At 60.4% G+C, this 16990-nt stretch carries 19 protein-coding genes, 1 tRNA gene and 1 riboswitch; of the genes, 10 read left to right on the forward strand and 10 right to left on the reverse strand.

All coding sequences use genetic code 11. The features are described 5' to 3' along the window. Window positions 1-77: 77 nt before the first annotated feature. Window positions 78-154 (reverse strand) — tRNA-Arg (locus tag ACM62Q_RS03300). A 156-nt stretch (window positions 155-310) separates the two neighbouring features. Here ACM62Q_RS03300 and ACM62Q_RS03305 point away from each other — a divergent pair. Continuing rightward, window positions 311-1132, forward strand: coding sequence for a mechanosensitive ion channel family protein (locus tag ACM62Q_RS03305; protein WP_415033560.1), 822 nt, complete (start codon window positions 311-313; stop codon window positions 1130-1132). A gap of 92 nt (window positions 1133-1224) precedes the next feature. On the opposite strand, the gene metF is transcribed toward ACM62Q_RS03305, so the two are convergent. From metF to metK, 5 genes are all read right to left on the reverse strand, one after another. Continuing rightward, on the reverse strand, window positions 1225-2067 hold the full coding sequence (gene metF / locus ACM62Q_RS03310; protein ID WP_415033562.1) for a methylenetetrahydrofolate reductase [NAD(P)H]: 843 nt from the start codon (window positions 2065-2067) through the stop codon (window positions 1225-1227). Further along, window positions 2064-2909: a TlyA family RNA methyltransferase gene (locus ACM62Q_RS03315; protein WP_415033564.1), complete on the reverse strand. Its 846-nt coding sequence runs from the start codon at window positions 2907-2909 to the stop codon at window positions 2064-2066. Before ACM62Q_RS03315 ends, metF begins: the two co-directional genes overlap by 4 nt. 21 nt (window positions 2910-2930) lie before the next feature. Further along, window positions 2931-4331: an adenosylhomocysteinase gene (ahcY, locus tag ACM62Q_RS03320; protein ID WP_415033566.1), complete on the reverse strand. Its 1401-nt coding sequence runs from the start codon at window positions 4329-4331 to the stop codon at window positions 2931-2933. Window positions 4332-4418: 87 nt separating this feature from the next. After that, a riboswitch (S-adenosyl-L-homocysteine riboswitch) is annotated at window positions 4419-4481 on the reverse strand. Window positions 4482-4501: 20 nt separating this feature from the next. Then, on the reverse strand, window positions 4502-5710 hold the full coding sequence (locus tag ACM62Q_RS03325; RefSeq protein WP_415033569.1) for an HD-GYP domain-containing protein: 1209 nt from the start codon (window positions 5708-5710) through the stop codon (window positions 4502-4504). Between the two features lie 110 nt (window positions 5711-5820). Then, window positions 5821-6984, reverse strand: coding sequence for a methionine adenosyltransferase (gene metK / locus ACM62Q_RS03330; RefSeq protein WP_415033571.1), 1164 nt, complete (start codon window positions 6982-6984; stop codon window positions 5821-5823). A 181-nt stretch (window positions 6985-7165) separates the two neighbouring features. On the opposite strand from metK, the gene ACM62Q_RS03335 reads away from it, so the two are divergent. From ACM62Q_RS03335 to ACM62Q_RS03370, 8 genes are all read left to right on the forward strand, one after another. Next, a complete protein-coding gene (locus ACM62Q_RS03335) occupies window positions 7166-8038 on the forward strand; it encodes a lysophospholipid acyltransferase family protein (protein WP_415033573.1) in 873 nt (290 codons plus the stop codon). Window positions 8039-8115: 77 nt separating this feature from the next. After that, on the forward strand, window positions 8116-8778 hold the full coding sequence (locus ACM62Q_RS03340) for a DUF484 family protein (RefSeq protein ID WP_415033575.1): 663 nt from the start codon (window positions 8116-8118) through the stop codon (window positions 8776-8778). After that, window positions 8775-9725 (forward strand): tyrosine recombinase XerC, encoded by a 951-nt coding sequence (gene xerC, locus ACM62Q_RS03345; protein WP_415033577.1) that lies wholly within the window; start codon window positions 8775-8777, stop codon window positions 9723-9725. The genes ACM62Q_RS03340 and xerC overlap by 4 nt, the downstream gene beginning before the upstream one ends. A gap of 103 nt (window positions 9726-9828) precedes the next feature. Next, window positions 9829-9981 carry a hypothetical protein gene (locus ACM62Q_RS03350; RefSeq protein WP_415033579.1) on the forward strand — a complete coding sequence of 51 codons (153 nt, stop codon included), beginning with the start codon at window positions 9829-9831 and terminating at the stop codon, window positions 9979-9981. Window positions 9982-10214: 233 nt separating this feature from the next. Next, on the forward strand, window positions 10215-11456 hold the full coding sequence (locus tag ACM62Q_RS03355) for a hypothetical protein (protein ID WP_415033581.1): 1242 nt from the start codon (window positions 10215-10217) through the stop codon (window positions 11454-11456). A gap of 75 nt (window positions 11457-11531) precedes the next feature. Further along, window positions 11532-12068: an ATP-dependent protease subunit HslV gene (gene hslV / locus ACM62Q_RS03360; RefSeq protein WP_415033583.1), complete on the forward strand. Its 537-nt coding sequence runs from the start codon at window positions 11532-11534 to the stop codon at window positions 12066-12068. An 11-nt stretch (window positions 12069-12079) separates the two neighbouring features. Beyond that, on the forward strand, window positions 12080-13408 hold the full coding sequence (gene hslU / locus ACM62Q_RS03365) for an ATP-dependent protease ATPase subunit HslU (RefSeq protein ID WP_415033649.1): 1329 nt from the start codon (window positions 12080-12082) through the stop codon (window positions 13406-13408). A 124-nt stretch (window positions 13409-13532) separates the two neighbouring features. Beyond that, on the forward strand, window positions 13533-14420 hold the full coding sequence (locus tag ACM62Q_RS03370; RefSeq protein WP_415033585.1) for an AEC family transporter: 888 nt from the start codon (window positions 13533-13535) through the stop codon (window positions 14418-14420). A gap of 1 nt (window position 14421) precedes the next feature. Here ACM62Q_RS03370 and ACM62Q_RS03375 read toward each other — a convergent pair whose 3' ends face one another. The 4 genes from ACM62Q_RS03375 to lptM are packed head-to-tail and all read right to left on the reverse strand — an operon-like array spanning window position 14422 to window position 16480. Continuing rightward, entirely contained in the window at window positions 14422-14619 is a 198-nt protein-coding gene (locus ACM62Q_RS03375) for a helix-turn-helix domain-containing protein (RefSeq protein ID WP_415033587.1), read from the reverse strand. A 24-nt stretch (window positions 14620-14643) separates the two neighbouring features. Continuing rightward, on the reverse strand, window positions 14644-15009 hold the full coding sequence (locus ACM62Q_RS03380; RefSeq protein WP_415033651.1) for an RNA-binding S4 domain-containing protein: 366 nt from the start codon (window positions 15007-15009) through the stop codon (window positions 14644-14646). Between the two features lie 5 nt (window positions 15010-15014). Further along, window positions 15015-16277, reverse strand: a complete 1263-nt coding sequence (gene lysA, locus ACM62Q_RS03385; protein ID WP_415033589.1) for a diaminopimelate decarboxylase — start codon at window positions 16275-16277, stop codon at window positions 15015-15017. Beyond that, on the reverse strand, window positions 16274-16480 hold the full coding sequence (lptM, locus tag ACM62Q_RS03390; protein WP_415033591.1) for an LPS translocon maturation chaperone LptM: 207 nt from the start codon (window positions 16478-16480) through the stop codon (window positions 16274-16276). The genes lysA and lptM overlap by 4 nt, the downstream gene beginning before the upstream one ends. A 55-nt stretch (window positions 16481-16535) precedes the next feature. On the opposite strand from lptM, the gene cyaY reads away from it, so the two are divergent. Further along, window positions 16536-16856, forward strand: a complete 321-nt coding sequence (cyaY, locus tag ACM62Q_RS03395; protein WP_415033593.1) for an iron donor protein CyaY — start codon at window positions 16536-16538, stop codon at window positions 16854-16856. The last annotated feature ends 134 nt before the right edge of the window (window positions 16857-16990 follow it).

A 16990-nucleotide genomic window follows, 5' to 3' on the forward strand; every position in this document is an offset into this window, starting at 1 on the left:
AAACGGCCCGGATGCAGCAGGCTGCGGGCCGTTAACGATTGCGCGCGAGGGGCGTAAAAGCGACGCAAAATGGAGATTGGCCCGCCCGGCGCGATTCGAACGCACGACCCCTGCCTTCGGAGGGCAGTACTCTATCCAGCTGAGCTACGGGCGGAAAGGCGGGAATTGTACCTTGCGGGAGGGGCTGCGGTCTATTTTCCTGCGCGGTGAAATGTAGGCTTTTCTTAAAAAGAGTGAAGATGTGTAGCAGCGCGCGAGGCGTGGGCACAGGCTGCATAAAATGCCGGCTCTTATCAAAGGAGCAGCTGTTATGGACGCAACGACTTTGTCTCGTTATCAGGATTGGCTGATGGCCGCCGCCGCTGATGTGGGATTCAAGATATTGGCGGCGATTTTTTTCTGGGTGGTTGGGCGCTGGTTGATCGGCATTGCGGTGAATATGGTGCGCGGCGCGCTGGAGCGGCAAAAGGTCGATCCGACGGTGTTGCGCTATGTCGGTTCGATCATCAACATCACCTTGAATATCATCCTCGTGATTGGCATTCTCGGTTATTTCGGCGTGCAGACGACGACCTTTGCCGCCTTGATCGCCGGTGCGGGCATTGCTATTGGCGCGGCCTGGGCCGGGCTATTGGCGAATTTTGCGGCAGGCGCTTTTCTCATCGTCCTGCGCCCGTTCAAGGTGGGGGATTTTGTGACGGTGGCCGGGGTGACTGGTACGGTGACGGAAATCGGCCTGTTTGCCACCACCTTGAGCACCATGGATAACGTGGCAACGGTGGTCGGCAACAACAAGATTTTTGGCGACAACATCCAGAACTACACACACAACCCGTTTCGCCGGGTGGACCTGAAATGCCAGCTGGCGGGGGCGGCAGATCATCGGGCGGCGGCAGCACTGCTCAAGGAAAAAATTGCAGCGCTGCCCAATGTCTTGCAGGAACCGGCGGTGGATGTCGAAATTCTCGAATTCAATCTGGTCGGCCCGGTCCTGGCGGTGCGCCCGTATTGCCATAACGACCACTACTGGCAGGTCTATTTCGACACCAATCGCATCATCCGTGAGGCGCTGGCCGAAGCTGGTTTCCCCGCGCCCATGCCGGCACAAAATGTGCTGATCAGCCAGTCTTGAAATGGTTCGCGCTGCGGCCTTGCGCTGCGCGATGAACGCTTCGGGCTGGGCTTTGCAATGCTTGGCCCGAAGCCGGTTTCAAGTTTGCCGGATCAAGCCGTGGACTGGGTTAAGCCCAGGCGTTGACAGATCTCACGGGTCAGCACGGATTGATTCATGCTGTAGAAGTGCAGCCCCGGAGCGCCGCCCTTGAGCAGGCGGGCGCACAGTTCGCTGACGAGATCGAGGCCGAAGGCGCGGATCGAATCGCTGTCGTCGCCGTAGCTTTCGAATTTTTTGCGCATCCAGCGCGGCAGGTCGGCACCGCAGGCATCGGAAAAACGGGCGAGTTTGGTGAATCCGGCGATCGGCATGATGCCGGGCACGATGGGGATGTCGACTCCGAGCGCGCGGCTGGCGTCGACGAAGTGGAAATAGGCGTCAGCGTTGTAGAAATATTGGGTAATCGCCGAATTCGCTCCGGCCTTGACCTTGCGGGCGAAATTTTGCAAATCGTCTTGCGGCGTGCGCGCTTGCGGGTGCCATTCCGGGTAGGCGGCGACTTCCAGGCTGAAGTGCGTGCCGGTTTCTGCGCGGATGAATTCGACCAGCTCGTTGGCGTAACGGAATTCACCGGCTTCCGCCATGCCGGAAGGCAGGTCGCCGCGCAAGGCGACGATGCGCCGCACGCCGGCGGCTTTGAACTCGGCCAGGATTTCGCGGATATTTTCCCGGGTGGAGCCAATGCAGGAGAGGTGCGGCGCGGCATCGTGGCCTTCGGCGGCAATTTCCTTGATCACCGCAAACGTACGCTCGCGGGTCGAGCCGCCGGCACCGTAGGTGACCGAGAAAAACTCCGGCTTGAGTTGTGCCAGTTCAGCGCGCGTGTTGCGCAGTTTTTCCAGGCCTTCGGGCGTTTGCGGGGGGAAGAATTCGATGGAGATAGGGGTATTCATGGTTTGAGCCAGATGAAAAATTCGCGATTACCTTCGATATTGCCGACACCTGCGCCGGTAATTGGGCTCTCGAACCAGGCTTTGACGCTCAGATCGAGTTTTTGGGCCAGTTCCCGGAAGCGGGTTTCGAGGGCGCGATACAGTGTGGGATCGCGCACGACGCCGCCTTTGCCGATGTGCTGCGGACCGACTTCGAATTGCGGTTTGATGAGGAGAAGCAGGTCGCCGTTTTTGGCCAATAAAGCGGGCAGTTGCGGCAGGATGAGCGACATGGAAATGAAGGACAGGTCGCCCACGATTAGATTGAAACCGCCACCAGGCAGGGCAGTGCCAAGTTCAGAGGCGCTCAGGCTGCGGCAGTTGATGCCTTCCAGCGCGGTGACGCGAGGGTCGCTTTGCAAGCGTTCATGCAACTGGCCGTGTCCGACGTCGACGCCGACCACGCCAGCCGCCCCGGCGTGCAGCAGGCAATCGGTGAAGCCGCCGGTGGACTGGCCGACATCGAGACAGATTTTATCGGCAGCGCAAATACCCGTTTGGGCCAGCGCCCCGGCCAGTTTCAAGCCGCCGCGCGAAACGAAACGGTCGCTGTCATCGGCGCGGACACTTATGGCGGCGAGCACAGGGAGTTCCAGCGCGGCTTTGCTCACGGTTTTGCCCTCGGCGCAGACGCGGCCGGCTGCGATCAAACGCTGTGCCTGGGTGCGCGAGCTGGCCAGGCCGCGCTGCACGAGTAGCAGGTCGGCGCGCAGCATAGCGCGGCACTCCGGCAGTTCTTGCGCTGCCGGAGTGTGCGTTTTGCCCGGGACGGCTCTGCCCTGGCGGGCATGAAAAGAATCCATGGCGCGCGGCGGTGTCGAGGCTCAGTAACGGTAGTGATCGGTCTTGTAGGGACCGTTGACCGGGACGCCGATATAGCTTGCCTGCTCTGGCGAGAGCGTGGTCAGTTCTGCGCTCAGCGTTTTCAACTGCAAGCGGGCAACCTTTTCGTCCAGATGTTTGGGCAGCGTATAGACGCCCACCGGATAATCGGCAATTTTGGTGAATAGCTCGATTTGCGCAATGGTCTGATTGGCGAAGGAGGAGCTCATCACATAGGACGGGTGGCCGGTGGCGCAGCCCAGGTTCACCAGACGGCCCTTGGCGAGCAGAATGATGCGGTTGCCGGAGGGCAGCGTGATGTGATCGACCTGCGGTTTGATTTCTTCCCAAGGATAGCCCTCGATGGAAGCGACGTTGATTTCGGAATCGAAATGGCCGATGTTGCAGACGATGGCGTTGTGCTTCATCTTGACCAGGTGTTGATGGTCGATGACGTGGTAATTGCCGGTGGCAGTGACGAAAATATCGGCCTTGTCGGCGGCGTAGTCCATGGTGACCACGCGATAGCCTTCCATCGCCGCTTGCAGGGCGCAGATCGGGTCGATCTCGGTGATCCACACCTGCGCGGAAAGGGCGCGCAGGGCTTGCGCCGAACCTTTGCCGACGTCGCCATAGCCGCAGACGACGGCAATTTTGCCGGCGACCATGACGTCGGTGGCACGCTTGATGCCATCGACCAGCGACTCGCGGCAGCCGTAGAGGTTGTCGAATTTCGATTTGGTAACGGAATCATTGACGTTGATGGCCGGGAATTTCAATTCGCCGCGTTCGTGCATCTGGTAGAGGCGATGCACGCCGGTGGTGGTTTCTTCGGTCACCCCCTGGATTTTTTCCAGGCGGGTCGAATACCAGTTGGGGGCGGTTTGCAGCTTGGCGCGGATGCTGGCAAACAAAACGCTGGCTTCTTCGCTGTCGGGTTTGTCCAGCACCGATAAATCCTTTTCGGCGCGGGCGCCGAGGTGCAAAAGCAAAGTGGCATCGCCGCCGTCGTCGAGGATCATGTTGGAGAAACCGCCGTCGGCCCACTCGAAAATGCGATGGCTGTAATCCCAGTACTCTTCCAGCGATTCGCCTTTCACCGCAAACACCGGCACGCCGGTCGCGGCAATGGCGGCGGCGGCGTGGTCTTGCGTCGAGAAAATATTGCAGGAAGCCCAGCGCACCTCGGCACCGAGCGCCGTCAGCGTTTCGATTAGCACGGCCGTTTGAATGGTCATGTGCAGGCTGCCGGTGATGCGCGCGCCTTTGAGCGGCTGGGTTTTGGCGTATTCCTCGCGGATCGCCATCAAGCCAGGCATTTCGGTTTCGGCAATGGCAATTTCCTTGCGCCCCCAGGCGGCAAGGGAAAGATCGGCGATGACGTAATCGGGGGTTTGAGCCACGGTAACACTCCTGTATCAGTGGCCGGGCGCGGGCGCGCGTGTGGTGAATTCAGCAAGCTCACCGTGCGCCCCGCCGCCGGCAGGGTTGGACAGTGAGCGCCGTTATCCACCGAGCCTGAGGGATTTCCCCTTGCAGCGCCCCTCGGTAAGCGGCGGATTATAAACCGGCTTTACTGCGTTTCGGCCACCCAGAAGCGGTTGACGTCGGTAATCCCCCATTTTTCGGCATCTTCCCGGCCGGCGATTTTTTCGGCGCTTTTCGCCAGATCGACGAGCAGGGGCGGAATGTAATTGCGCGATTTGGTCGAGTAAAACACCTTGATGCGCGGTTTTAACAAGGATTGTTCGTTTTGTTCGATGACCACGCCGAGTTTGCCGGACTCCAGGCGAACCAGCGAGCCGATGGGGTAAATTCCCAGGCTTTTGACAAAGGCTTGGAACACGACGGGGTCGAAATGCCCTTTCCAGCTCGCCATGCGCTGCAGCGATTCGGCGGGGTCCCAGCCGGCTTTGTAGGGGCGGTTGGAGGTGATTGCGTCATACACGTCGCAGACCGCCCCCATTTTGGCGAAGAGGCTCATGGTGTCGCCGTTCAGGGCTTTGGGATAACCGCTGCCGTCGACCTTTTCGTGGTGATGCAGGCAAACGTCTTTCACCGTTGCGCTTGCCCCGCTGCCTTCTTCGAGCAGGCGATGGCCTTCTGCCGGGTGGCCCTTGATGATGTCGAATTCAGCGTCGGTCAGCCGCCCGGGCTTGTTGAGGATTTCCGGCGGAATCATGGCCTTGCCCATGTCGTGTAAAAGCCCGGCCATGCCGGCTTCGCGCACTTCAGCTTCAGTGAGCTTGAGTTGGCGGGCCAAAGCAATCATCAGCGCGCACACGGCCACCGAGTGCATGAAGGTGTAATCGTCTGCCGTTTTCAGGCGGGCGAGGCTGATCAAAGCGCCGGGATTACGCAATACGGAATTGGAAATTTCTTCGACCAGCGGTGCCGCGGCTTCGGCTTCGATGGCCTTGCCCATGCGCACTTCCTGAAACATCGAAATGACGGCTTCCTTGCCTTTGCCGACGATGCGTCCGGCGCGTTTGATTTCGTCGGCGTAGCTGGTTTTTTCTGGCGGCGGCGGGGGTGCTTCGAGAGGGACCTCGGCGACGACTTCATAGACGACCGCACCGGCATCCGCCGGGCGCTCGACGTCCAGCCCCAGTTGCAGGTTGATCCATACCTCGCGTACGGCGCTTTCGCGGATCAGGCCGAGGTCCTTGGTGTCTTTCAGGACAAAACGGTTGCGCCAGAAAGGATGGTCGATCCAGGCCCCGCAAAAACCGTGGATGTGCATGCCCAGGCGGACTTCGGTGACGGGGATTTTTTTCAGCATGGTCTGTAAAAACGCTTCGGGCGGCGATGACGGCCGCCCGAAGGGATAAATATAACGATGTCCTCATTTTGTCATAGGGCATCGTTATTTGTAAGCATTAATGCTGTTTTTTACAAACCCGCGTCATTTTTTAACAAGCTTGCACGATCGATATTTTCCCAGGTGAATTCCGGCTCGTCGCGGCCAAAATGGCCGTAGGCGGCGGTTTTCTGGTAGATCGGGCGCAACAGGTCGAGCATGTTGACGATGCCTTTCGGGCGCAGATCGAAGTGCTTGCGGATCAGCGCAGTCAAGGTTTCGTTGCTGACCTTGCCGGTGCCGTAGGTTTCAACCATGATCGAGGTCGGCTCGGCGACGCCGATGGCGTAGGATACCTGCACCTGGCAGCGCGAGGCCAAGCCGGCGGCGACGATGTTCTTGGCGACGTAGCGGGTGGCGTAGGCGGCGGAACGGTCGACCTTGGACGGATCCTTGCCGGAGAAGGCACCGCCGCCGTGCGGCGCGGAACCGCCGTAGGTGTCGACGATGATCTTGCGCCCGGTCAGGCCGCAATCGCCCTGCGGGCCGCCGATGACGAAGCGCCCGGTGGGGTTCACCAGATATTTGATGTCGCCCTTGATCAGTTCCTTGGGCAGGACCGGTTTGATGATTTCCTCGATCGTTTGCTCGCGCAGCGCATCCAGACTGATGTCCGGCGCATGCTGGGTGGACAGCACCACGGTATCGATGGCGAACGGCTTGCCGTCGACGTAGCGGATGGTGACCTGCGATTTGGCGTCCGGGCGCGCCCAGGGAAGCCGCCCGTCCTTGCGCAGCATGGCCTGACGCTCGACCAGGCGGTGCGAGAGGTAAATCGGCAGCGGCATCAGCGAGGGCGTTTCGTCGCAGGCATAACCGAACATCAAGCCCTGGTCGCCCGCGCCCTGGCCGAGATTGTCGTCGTAGGCGGCGTTCACCCCTTGGGCGATGTCCGGGCTTTGCTTGTCGTAGGCGACCAGCACGGCGCAGCCCTTGTAGTCGATGCCGTAATCGGTGTTGTCGTAGCCGATTTGCTTGATGGTGTCGCGCGCCACCTGAATGTAATCGACGTTGGCATTGGTGGTGATTTCACCGGCGAGCACGACCAGGCCGGTATTGCACAGGGTTTCGGCAGCGACGCGCGAATGCTTGTCTTGCGCCAGGATGGCATCGAGAATGGCGTCAGAAATTTGGTCGGCGACCTTGTCCGGGTGGCCTTCCGAAACCGATTCCGAGGTGAAGAGATAATCGCTCATGGGTTTGCTCCAGTGGTCCTTGAATCCGGCGTAACCGGCTCCGGACCACGAGCGGGAGACGCTTTAGCGGTATTTGTATGCTTCGGCATTTGCCTCGGCTTTCGCCCCGCAAGTTGTCTGATTAACTCGGCGATTCGGTAATAATAGGCATTTTTTTGCTGGACGCAACCCCGCTCACGCCATGGTTTTTATTTTTCGCCTGCTTTCTTTTTTGCCCTTGCGCTTCGTGCATGGTCTGGGATCCGTGCTGGGGCGGCTGATTTACGCGCTCTCGCCGACTTACCGTCGGCATTTGCAGGACAACATGGCGCAGGCGGGGATCGATCCGGCGCTACGCACGATCGCAGCGGCAGAGGCGGGCAAGCAGATGCTGGAACTTTCACGCATCTGGCTGCGCACGCTGGAAGAAGCCAATGCGCAGGTGGTGGAAGTGGTCGGGCAGGAGTATCTCGATGCGGCGCGCGCTGAAGGGCAGGGAGTTTTGTTTTTGACGCCGCACCTGGGTTGCTTTGAAATCACCGCGCAGTATCTGTCGGCCTTGGGGGATATCACCGTGCTGTATCGCCCACCCAAGTCGGCTGGCGCGCAAGCCTTGATTTTGACCGGGCGCAAACGCGCGCAACTGCATCTGGCTCCGGCGGATTTGTCTGGCGTGCGCGCTTTGATCAAGGCGCTGAAAAAAGGCCAGATGGTCGGCATGTTGCCCGATCAAGCGCCAAAAACTGGCGAAGGCATATGGCGCGATTTCTTTGGCCGCCCGGCCTACACCATGACCCTGGCCGCGCGTCTGACGCAGACGGAGGCGGTCTCCTTGCTCACCTGGGGCGAGCGTTTGCCGCAGGGGCGCGGTTATCGCATCCATTTTCAGCCGCCGCGCCAGCCTTTTGCCGGCGACACTGCGGCGCGCGCGCAGCAGATCAACCACGAAGTCGAAGCCTTGATTCGCCAGTGTCCAGCGCAATACCTGTGGGGCTATAACCGCTACAAACGTCCCCGTGGGGCCGAGCCTGCGCCGGAGGGGGTAAAATTTCAAGAAAACACTTTAGAAAATTGAGATAAATCCCTGTCTCTGCTATTCTTTTTTCGTTGAATTGTGGCGTTTCTACGCCGTTTCCAGAGAGGAAGAAGCGCATGTTTCCCGACGATATTGCCGATTATCTAAAAAATAACCCCAGTTTTTTCGAGCAGTACGCCGATTTGATGGCGCAAATTTTTTTGCCCCACCCGCACGGCGGGCGCACGGTTTCTTTGGTTGAGCGGCAAATGCTCACCCTGCGCGAGAAAAACCGCGCCAGCGAAAGTAAGCTCGCCGAGCTGATCGCTTTCGGCGAAGAAAACGACCAGATTTCCGAAAAAGTGCATCGCCTGGCGGTCGGTTTGATCGCCGCCGAAACCTTCCAGGCGGTGATCCACCTGCTCAATTTTCATCTGCGCGATGATTTTTCCGTGCCGCACCTGGCCTTACGCCTGTGGCACAAGCCGGACGAGGTTTCCGATTTGCCGGAATTCGCTGCCGTCAGCGAAGAACTGCAGGTGTTTGCCGAAACCTTGTCGCGCCCTTACTGCGGCTCCACCGCAGGCTTTGGCACGGCATCCTGGTTTGGCGAGGCGGCACCGCACATTCGTTCGCAAGCCTTGATCGCGCTACGTAACGGCGGCGGCACCATCGGCATGGTGGCCCTGGGCAGTGAAGAAGCGCAGCGTTTTTACGCCGATATGGGCACCCTGTATCTGGAGCGCATCGGAGAAATGGTCTCGGCGGCCCTGGCGCGGGTGACGAAGAGTGCGCTGTGAGTGAGGTTGGGCGCGAGGTTGGGCGCGTATTCGAGGCAAAAAACCGGGAAGAAGATACGGCACCCGTGGAGGCCTATCTCGATTTTCTCGCTGGACAGCGCCGGGTGGCCGCGCACACCTTGAATAATTACCGGCGCGATCTGGCGCGCCTGCAATCCTGTTTGCCGCCGGCGGTTACAGACTGGTCGCGGGTGCAGGGGCAGGACATTCGTCGCTGCGTCGCCAAACTACATGGTGAAGGGTTGTCCGGGCGTTCGCTGGCGCGTTTGCTGTCGGCTTGGCGTGGTTTTTTTGCCTGGCTGGGAGAAGCGGGGCGGGTCAATAGCAACCCCTGCCTTGGCGTGCGCGCGCCAAAATCGCCACGTCGTTTACCCAAGGCGCTGTCCGTCGATGAAAGTGCTGTGCTGTTAAAACCAGGCGAAGCCGAAGCGGATATTTTGCAGGTGCGCGACACGGCGATGTTCGAGCTTTTTTATTCCTCCGGGCTGCGCCTGTCCGAACTGGCTGCTCTGGATCTGGCAGCTGCGCAAGATATTCTCGGCGAGGGTGAGGTCCGGGTTTGCGGTAAGCGCAACAAAGAGCGCCTGGTACCGGTGGGCGGCCCGGCGCGCGCGGCGCTGGCGCAGTGGGTGCACTCTCGGGGGAGGCTTGCAGCGAGCGCAGAAAACGCGCTGTTTACCAGCCAGCGCGGTACCCGACTTGGCGTGCGCGCCATTCAGCAGCGATTGGCCGCATGTGCGCGCCAGAAAGGCTTGGCGCAGCATGTTCATCCGCACATGCTGCGTCATTCATTCGCCTCGCACCTTTTGCAATCTTCTGGTGATTTACGCGCCGTGCAAGAAATGCTTGGCCACGCCAGCATTGCCTCGACCCAGATTTACACCCACCTCGATTTTCAGCATCTGGCGAGCGTGTACGACCGCGCGCACCCACGGGCAAAACGTTGAAATAACGGAGAAAACGGTGGCAAAAATGGCGGCAAACCGTTGACCGTGGCAGGGGTAGCCCGCATAATCCGCGTTTTGCTTTTTTCGCATACCGGAGTTTTTCATGGCTATCAACCGCACCCGCCGTAACATCCTGGAACGCCGCTGCGTTTCGAAAACCGTCAAGCGCCTCTTCAAGGGTGATGGCAAGACCAGTTTCAAGACACTGTACGCGGTTGAGTGCCACCAGCGTAATCGCAAGACCTTGGGCAACTAAGCGCGGGCAACTCGGTCGCCTCGCCGCTGCGTCGGCCAGAAAAATCCTCGCGCTTTGGGCTGCGGGGATTTTTTTTGCCCAAATTTTGCCCCTTGGGTTTGGCAGTGGCCGCGCGTCCAGTCTTTGTATCAGCGGCGCTGCGCTGGGTCCGGCAAGATGGCTTAAATCTCGGGCAAGTCGTTGCGGTAACTGGCGAGGCATGCTAAAAACTGCCTTCCCCACGCGGAGTCGTCATGGTTTTCTCTTTCTTCAAAAAAGCGCCTCAGAAAATGCCCGAGCCGACGGCGGCGCGTCCGCGCATGCCGCTGCCGGAAATGAAGCTCAAACAGGAAGAAGCACAAACCCCGGCTGCTCTGAGTGATCCTTTGCCGGATCTGGATTTCGTTACCGACAAGGCAAAGGTTCCGCCCGCTGCCAAAGCGCCGCTGGCCTTGAGTGCGATTGACGAATTCGAGGCGGAATTCACCGAGTCGAGCGTCATGGCGATCGACGTTGAGCAGGATGTCCCGCCGTTACAGGCTGATGTCGAACAGGTCGTGGTGTTGTTTGCCAATGACCAGGATGCTGCGGCGCGCAGTGTGCTGGAAAGTCTTTTGCCGGCCTATTCGGGCAGCGACGGTATTCGTTTGTGGCGCTTGCTGTTTGATTTGCTGCAAGTGCAGGGCGAGCAGGCGGCGTTTGAAAAGCGCAGTGTGGAATTTGCCCAGAATTTTGAAATATCCCCGCCGGCTTGGCGCAGTTACGATGCGCCGGCAAAAACTGCTGTTGCCAGCGGTGCACAGGTTTTTGCCTTGCACGGCGTGTTGACCGAAGAGCATCGCAGCGTCTTGCTCGAGCTCGGCCCGCTGCTGGGCAAGGGGGGCGCGCTGCATATCGATTGCAGCAAGCTGGCCGGTTGTGACGATCATATTGCCGGCATGCTGGCCGATATGCTGATTGCTGCGCGCCGCCTGGGTAAGCAATGTCAGTTGTTGGCCGCAGAAGGTTTCATCAAACGTCTGGACGAACGTTTGCAGGCCGGGCAGCCGGAGCGGGAGGCGGCTTGGCGGCTTTTGCTCGAGCTCTTGCAATGGCAAGGGACGCAGGCGCATTTTGAAGAGCGCGCGATTGATTACGCCGTGACCTTCGAGCGCTCGCCGCCGTCTTGGGAAAATCAGCCGCCGCGCCGGGTGGCGGCAAGCGAGCCCGCGCCGGAGACTCCGGCCGATGCGGCGATTTATCTGGTCGGGGCTTTGCGTAATCAGCGCTTTGCCGAGTTGCAGGACATCATCGACACGGAAGCGCAGCCGGTCATCGATTTTTCCGGCGTTTCGCGTCTGGATTTTTATTCGGCCGGTCAGCTGGTCAATCGCCTGAGTCCGTTCAAAGCGGCCGGTAAGGAAGTCGTCATTCGCAGCCCCAATCATCTGGTGGCGGAATTGATGGCCGTGGTCGGCCTGAACAAACAGGCCCGCATCATCGTTCCCAAGTCCTGAACGCCTTGCGGTATTGGCGCTGACAGGCGCATACCCGGCGTTTCATTTTTCCAATTTCTTTGGCACGCGAAAATCATGGAGCAATATCACGGTACGACCATTCTCTCAGTGCGGCGCGGCCGCACCGTGGCGATGGGCGGCGACGGGCAGGTGACCTTGGGCAACATCGTCATCAAAGGCACGGCAAAAAAAGTGCGCCGCCTGTATCAAGGCCGCATTCTGGCGGGCTTTGCCGGCGGCACGGCAGATGCCTTCACCCTGTTCGAGCGTTTTGAAGCCAAGCTGGAAAAACATCAGGGCAATCTGGTGCGCTCGGCGGTCGAACTGGCCAAGGATTGGCGTACCGACCGCGCGCTGCGCCGGCTGGAAGCCATGCTGTCGGTGGCAGATAACGAGTCTTCCCTGGTCATTACCGGCAATGGCGATGTGCTGGAGCCGGAGTATGGCATCGTCGCCATTGGCTCTGGCGGCGCGTATGCGCAGAGCGCGGCGCGCGCCTTGCTGGAAAATACCGCACTCAGCCCCTTGGAGATCGTCACCAAGTCGCTGGAAATCGCCGGCGACCTGTGCATCTACACCAACCGCAATTTCACCCTGGAGACGCTGGAATGAGTGGCGCGCTGATGACACCCAAAGAGATCGTGTCGGAACTCGACAAACACATCGTCGGCCAGGACAAAGCGAAAAAAGCGGTCGCCATTGCCCTGCGTAACCGCTGGCGGCGCAGCCAGGTGGCCGAGCCTTTGCGCCAGGAAATCACGCCGAAAAATATCCTGATGATCGGCCCGACCGGCGTCGGCAAGACGGAAATCGCCCGCCGTCTGGCGCGGCTGGCCAATGCGCCTTTCATCAAGGTGGAGGCAACCAAGTTCACCGAGGTCGGCTACGTTGGCCGCGACGTTGAAACCATCATCCGCGACCTGATCGAAATGGCGGTGAAAAACCAGCGCGAAAAGGCCATGCAGGCCAACCGTCACCGCGCCGAGGACGCTGCCGAGGAGCGCGTGCTGGATGCCCTGCTGCCGCCGGCGCGCAGTCCCGGGTTTTACGCCGATGACAGCGCCGCCAATGCCGACAATGCGACCCGCCAGAAATTTCGCAAAAAATTACGCGAAGGCGAGCTGGACGACAAGGAAATCGACATCGAAGTCGCCGCTCCCGGCATGCAGGCCGAGATTTTCGCGCCGCCGGGCATGGAAGAGCTGACGCAGCAGATTCAAGGCATGTTTCAGAATCTGGGCGGCGGCAAAAAGAAAACGCGCAAGCTGAAAATCAAAGAGGCTTTCAAGCTGCTGGTGGACGAAGAGGCAGCCCGCCTGGTCAATGAAGAAGAACTCAAACTCGCGGCGGTGCAGGCCGTCGAGCAGAACGGCATCGTCTTTCTCGATGAAATCGACAAGGTGGCGAGTCGCTCCGACGTACAGGGGACCGACGTGTCGCGCCAGGGCGTGCAACGCGATCTGCTGCCGCTGGTCGAAGGCACCACGGTGTCCACCAAGTACGGCATGATCAAGACCGATCACATCCTGTTCATCGCCTCCGGCGCGTTTCATCTGGCCAAGCCGTCCGACCTGATTCCCGAATTGCAGGGCCGTTTTCCCATTCGCGTCGAACTGGAATCCTTGTCGGTGGCGGATTTCGAGTCCATCCTGACCCAGACCGATGCCTGTCTGACCAAGCAATACCAGGCGCTGCTGGCGACCGAGGGCGTGCGCGTCGATTTTACCGATGAGGGCATCCGCCGGCTGGCCGAGATCGCCTTCCAGGTGAACGAAAAAACCGAAAACATCGGCGCGCGCCGCCTGCACACGGTGCTGGAAAGGCTGCTGGAAGAAGTGTCCTTCACGGCAGGCTGCGGCGGGGTGGCGGAATTGCAGGTCAGCGCCGCCTACGTGAACGAGAAACTCGGCGACGTCGCTGCCGATGAAGATTTGTCGCGCTACGTGCTGTGATTTACAGACGGCTTCCGGGTGGGCGCTCAGGGTAATTCGATGAATGCGGCCCCCTTCTCCGGCATGGGGAAACCCGTGCTTGGGCAGTTGATGATGGAAGGCTGCGGCTTTCGACGCCTCCGCCATGCCTGACGACAGCCTGAGCTTTCGCCTGCTAGCGGTGCTGTTCCCGATTTTCGGCATCGTCGCCGCCGGCTATTTTTATGGCCGCAAGCACAGGCCGGAAATGGCGGTGGCCAACCGCCTGAACATGGACGTCTTCGTGCCGGCCCTGGTGTTCGCGGCAATGGCCGGCAAATCCTTCGATCTCACCGCTTACGGGCCGCTCGCCCTGGGCGCTTTTCTGCTGCTGACGACCTGCGGTCTGCTCGCCTGGCCGGTGGCGAGGTTGTGCGGCGTCCAGCCGAAAACCCTGGTGCCGCCGATGCTCTTCAACAACTCCGGCAACATCGGCCTACCCTTGGTTCTGCTCGCCTGGGGCGAAGCGGCGATGCCGGCGGCGGTGATTTTGTTCATGGTGGAAAATACCTTGCACTTCACCTTCGGTGCGCGCTGGCTCGACCCGCAGGCCCGCCTGTTATCCCTGTGGCGCATTCCGGTCGTTTTCGCCGCCATAGTCGGTATCTTGGTGGCGTCTTTGAAAATCAGCTTGTGGGCACCGCTCGTTACTGGCATCAAGATGCTGGGCGATATTTCTGTGCCGCTCATGCTTTTTTCTTTGGGTGTGCGCATGACGGGCTTCACCCTGAACGACTGGCAACTCGCCGTCGGCAGCGCCGTATTGCGCCCGCTGGCCGGTATGCTGATCGCCTGGGGCATCATCCACCTGCTCGGCCTGGAAGGGCGCGATGCCGCCATGCTGCTCGTTTTCGGCGCGCTGCCGCCCGCCGTGCTCAACTTTCTCTTTGCCGAACGCTACCAGCAGGAACCGCAGCGGGTGGCTTCCATCGTGCTGATCGGAAATCTGGCGGCGCTGATCTTTCTGCCGCTGGCGCTCGCGCTGGTGTTGTGATTCATGTCAGAACCTTCAGGCCGTGCTTTTCGACGATGGAGAGCAGTTTGAGGGCCATGCCGCTCGGACTTTTGGCACCGCTTTCCCACTTCTGGACGGTCGATTCGCTGGTGTTGAGGTAACGCGCAAAAACGGGCTGGCTGACATGCTTGTGTTCGCGGATCGCCTTGATCTTCTCCGGCTCGATCCGCTCCGGCATGGCAAGGCAGGATCGATCGAAGTATCAGTGGCTGAAGCGCGCCATCTGCCGCCGATCTCGCTTGCTTGGCCTGCCATGAATCTCGGCGGCGGGTTCCTGGGTGAATCTGCGGCGCATTTGCTCGGCTTCGCGGGCGGCGATGCTGTCGGGGCTTTCTTCGTAGAGCAGGCGCGCTGAACTGGCCGGGCCGCGTTTGTCGGAGAGGCCGAGAATCGTGATTTCCCAGCGGGTGTCGCCGTTGAAGATGGCCAGCCGGTCGCCGATTTTCACTTCACGCGCCGGCTTGCTGGCGCTGCCGTTGAGTTTGACCTTGCCGCCGCTGAGCGCATCGGTGGCGAGGCTACGCGTTTTGAAGAAGCGCGCCGCCCATAGCCACTTGTCGATGCGGATGCCTGTCACTCGGGGAGCAGGGATTCGCCGGCGTAGAGCTGTTCGACGGTTTCGCGCTGGCGGATGAGATGCACTTGGGCGCCATCCACCATCACTTCCACCGCGCGCGGGCGAGCGTTGTAGTTGGAGGCCATGGCCATGCCGTAGGCACCGGCCGACATGACGGCCAGCAGGTCGCCCGGCTGCACGTTGAGCGGGCGGGCCTGGCCGAGAAAGTCGCCGGTTTCGCAGACCGGGCCGACCACGTCGTAGTCCTGCGTTGCGCCCTTGCGCGGGGTGACCGGTTCGATGTCGTGCCAGGCTTCGTAAAGGGCCGGGCGCATCAGGTCGTTCATGGCGGCATCGATGATGGCGAAATTTTTTTCCTCGCCGGCTTTCAGGTATTCGATGCGAGTGAGCAGCAGACCGGCATTGCCGACCAGTCGGCGGCCCGGCTCCAGAACCACCTTGAGGCCGCGCCCCTTGAGTTTGTCGAGCAGCGGGTTGAGGTAGGCGGCCACCGTCGGCTGCACCTGGTCGGCGCGATATTTGATGCCCAGACCGCCGCCCAGGTCGACGTGGTGGATGCGGATGCCTTCTGTCGCCAGCTGGTCGATGAGCAGCAGAATGCGCTCGAGCGCTTCGGTGAAGGGCGAGGGATCGAGCAGCTGCGAGCCGATGTGGCAGTCGATGCCGGTGATTTCGATGTGCGGCAGCGCGGCGGCGCGGCGGTAGAGCGCCAGCGCATCGTCGTAGGCGACGCCGAACTTGGCGGCTTTCAGGCCGGTGGAGATGTAGGGGTGGGTTTTTGGATCGACGTTGGGGTTCACCCGCAGGCTGATTGGCGCTTTTTTGCCGAGTTCGCCGGCAACTTCGTTGAGGCGGTCCAGCTCGGGGATGGATTCGATGTTGAAGCAGAAAATGCCGGCTTCGAGCGCCTGCCGCATTTCTGCCGCAGTTTTACCGACGCCGGAAAAGACGACCTTTTTTGGGTCGGCGCCGGCGGCCAGGACACGTTGCAGCTCGCCGCCGGAAACGATGTCGAAACCTGCGCCCAGGCGGGCGAACAGGTTGAGGATGGCAAGATTGGAATTAGCCTTGACGGCAAAGCAGACGAGCGCATCCTGCCCGGCCGGGTGGGCGGCGAGCGTCTCGTGGAATTCTTGCAGGGCTGCGCTCAGGGCGCTGCGGGAATAGACGTAGGCCGGGGTGCCGAATTGCTCGGCGATGGCGGGTAAAGCGACGGATTCAGCGTGCAAAACGCCGTTCTGCAGAGAAAAAGCAGTCATGGTTGGGTGCCTTTGTTGGCGGAGGAGGAAGCGGGAGCGGGCGTGCTACCATCGCCGCCCGGCATGGCTGAAGTCGGGGCGGTGTCCGGGGCGCGAGTTTGCGCCGTTTGGGTGGTGGCCGGCAGTTCGAGCGGGCCTTTCATGCCGCAGGCGGCAAGGCCGAAAATCAGGCTGAGCGATGCAAGACGGAGCGTGCGAAACATGGCGCGGGGGCGGCTGAGGGCCGCATAAAAAATCGGGAAGGGATGGTAGCACAGCATGGAAGAGCGCGAATTCAATGATGTGAGCGAGCAGGTTTTTGTGCAGATCGAGCGCAGCCTGGAAGCCTATGATGAACACTTTGATTGCGAACGCTTGGCAGGCGGTAACCTGGAAATTACCTGTGCCGACGATAGCGTGATCATCATCAACCGGCATGCGGTGAATCGTGAAATCTGGCTGGCGGCGCGCGCCGGCGGTTTTCATTTTCGTTACCAGGGCGGTAACTGGAGCGACACGCGCGATGGTGGTGAATTGCTGCAAAAACTTTCCGCAATATTGCGTCAGCAGGCTGGAATAGAAGTCGTTTGGGGCGCTTGAGCGTTTGCCGGACCATGCGCCCTTCACGCTGCGGCGCAGGCGGCGCTTCCCCTTGCTGTCTTGCTTCAAGTTTGGCTGGACGGGTTGGCAAGCCCTGGGATGTATCTTTTGTCCGGCCGCAGCAAGGGCGGCGT

The organism is Azonexus sp. (assembly GCF_047638095.1).
In the GTDB taxonomy this organism is placed as follows: Bacteria; Pseudomonadota; Gammaproteobacteria; order Burkholderiales; family Rhodocyclaceae; genus Azonexus.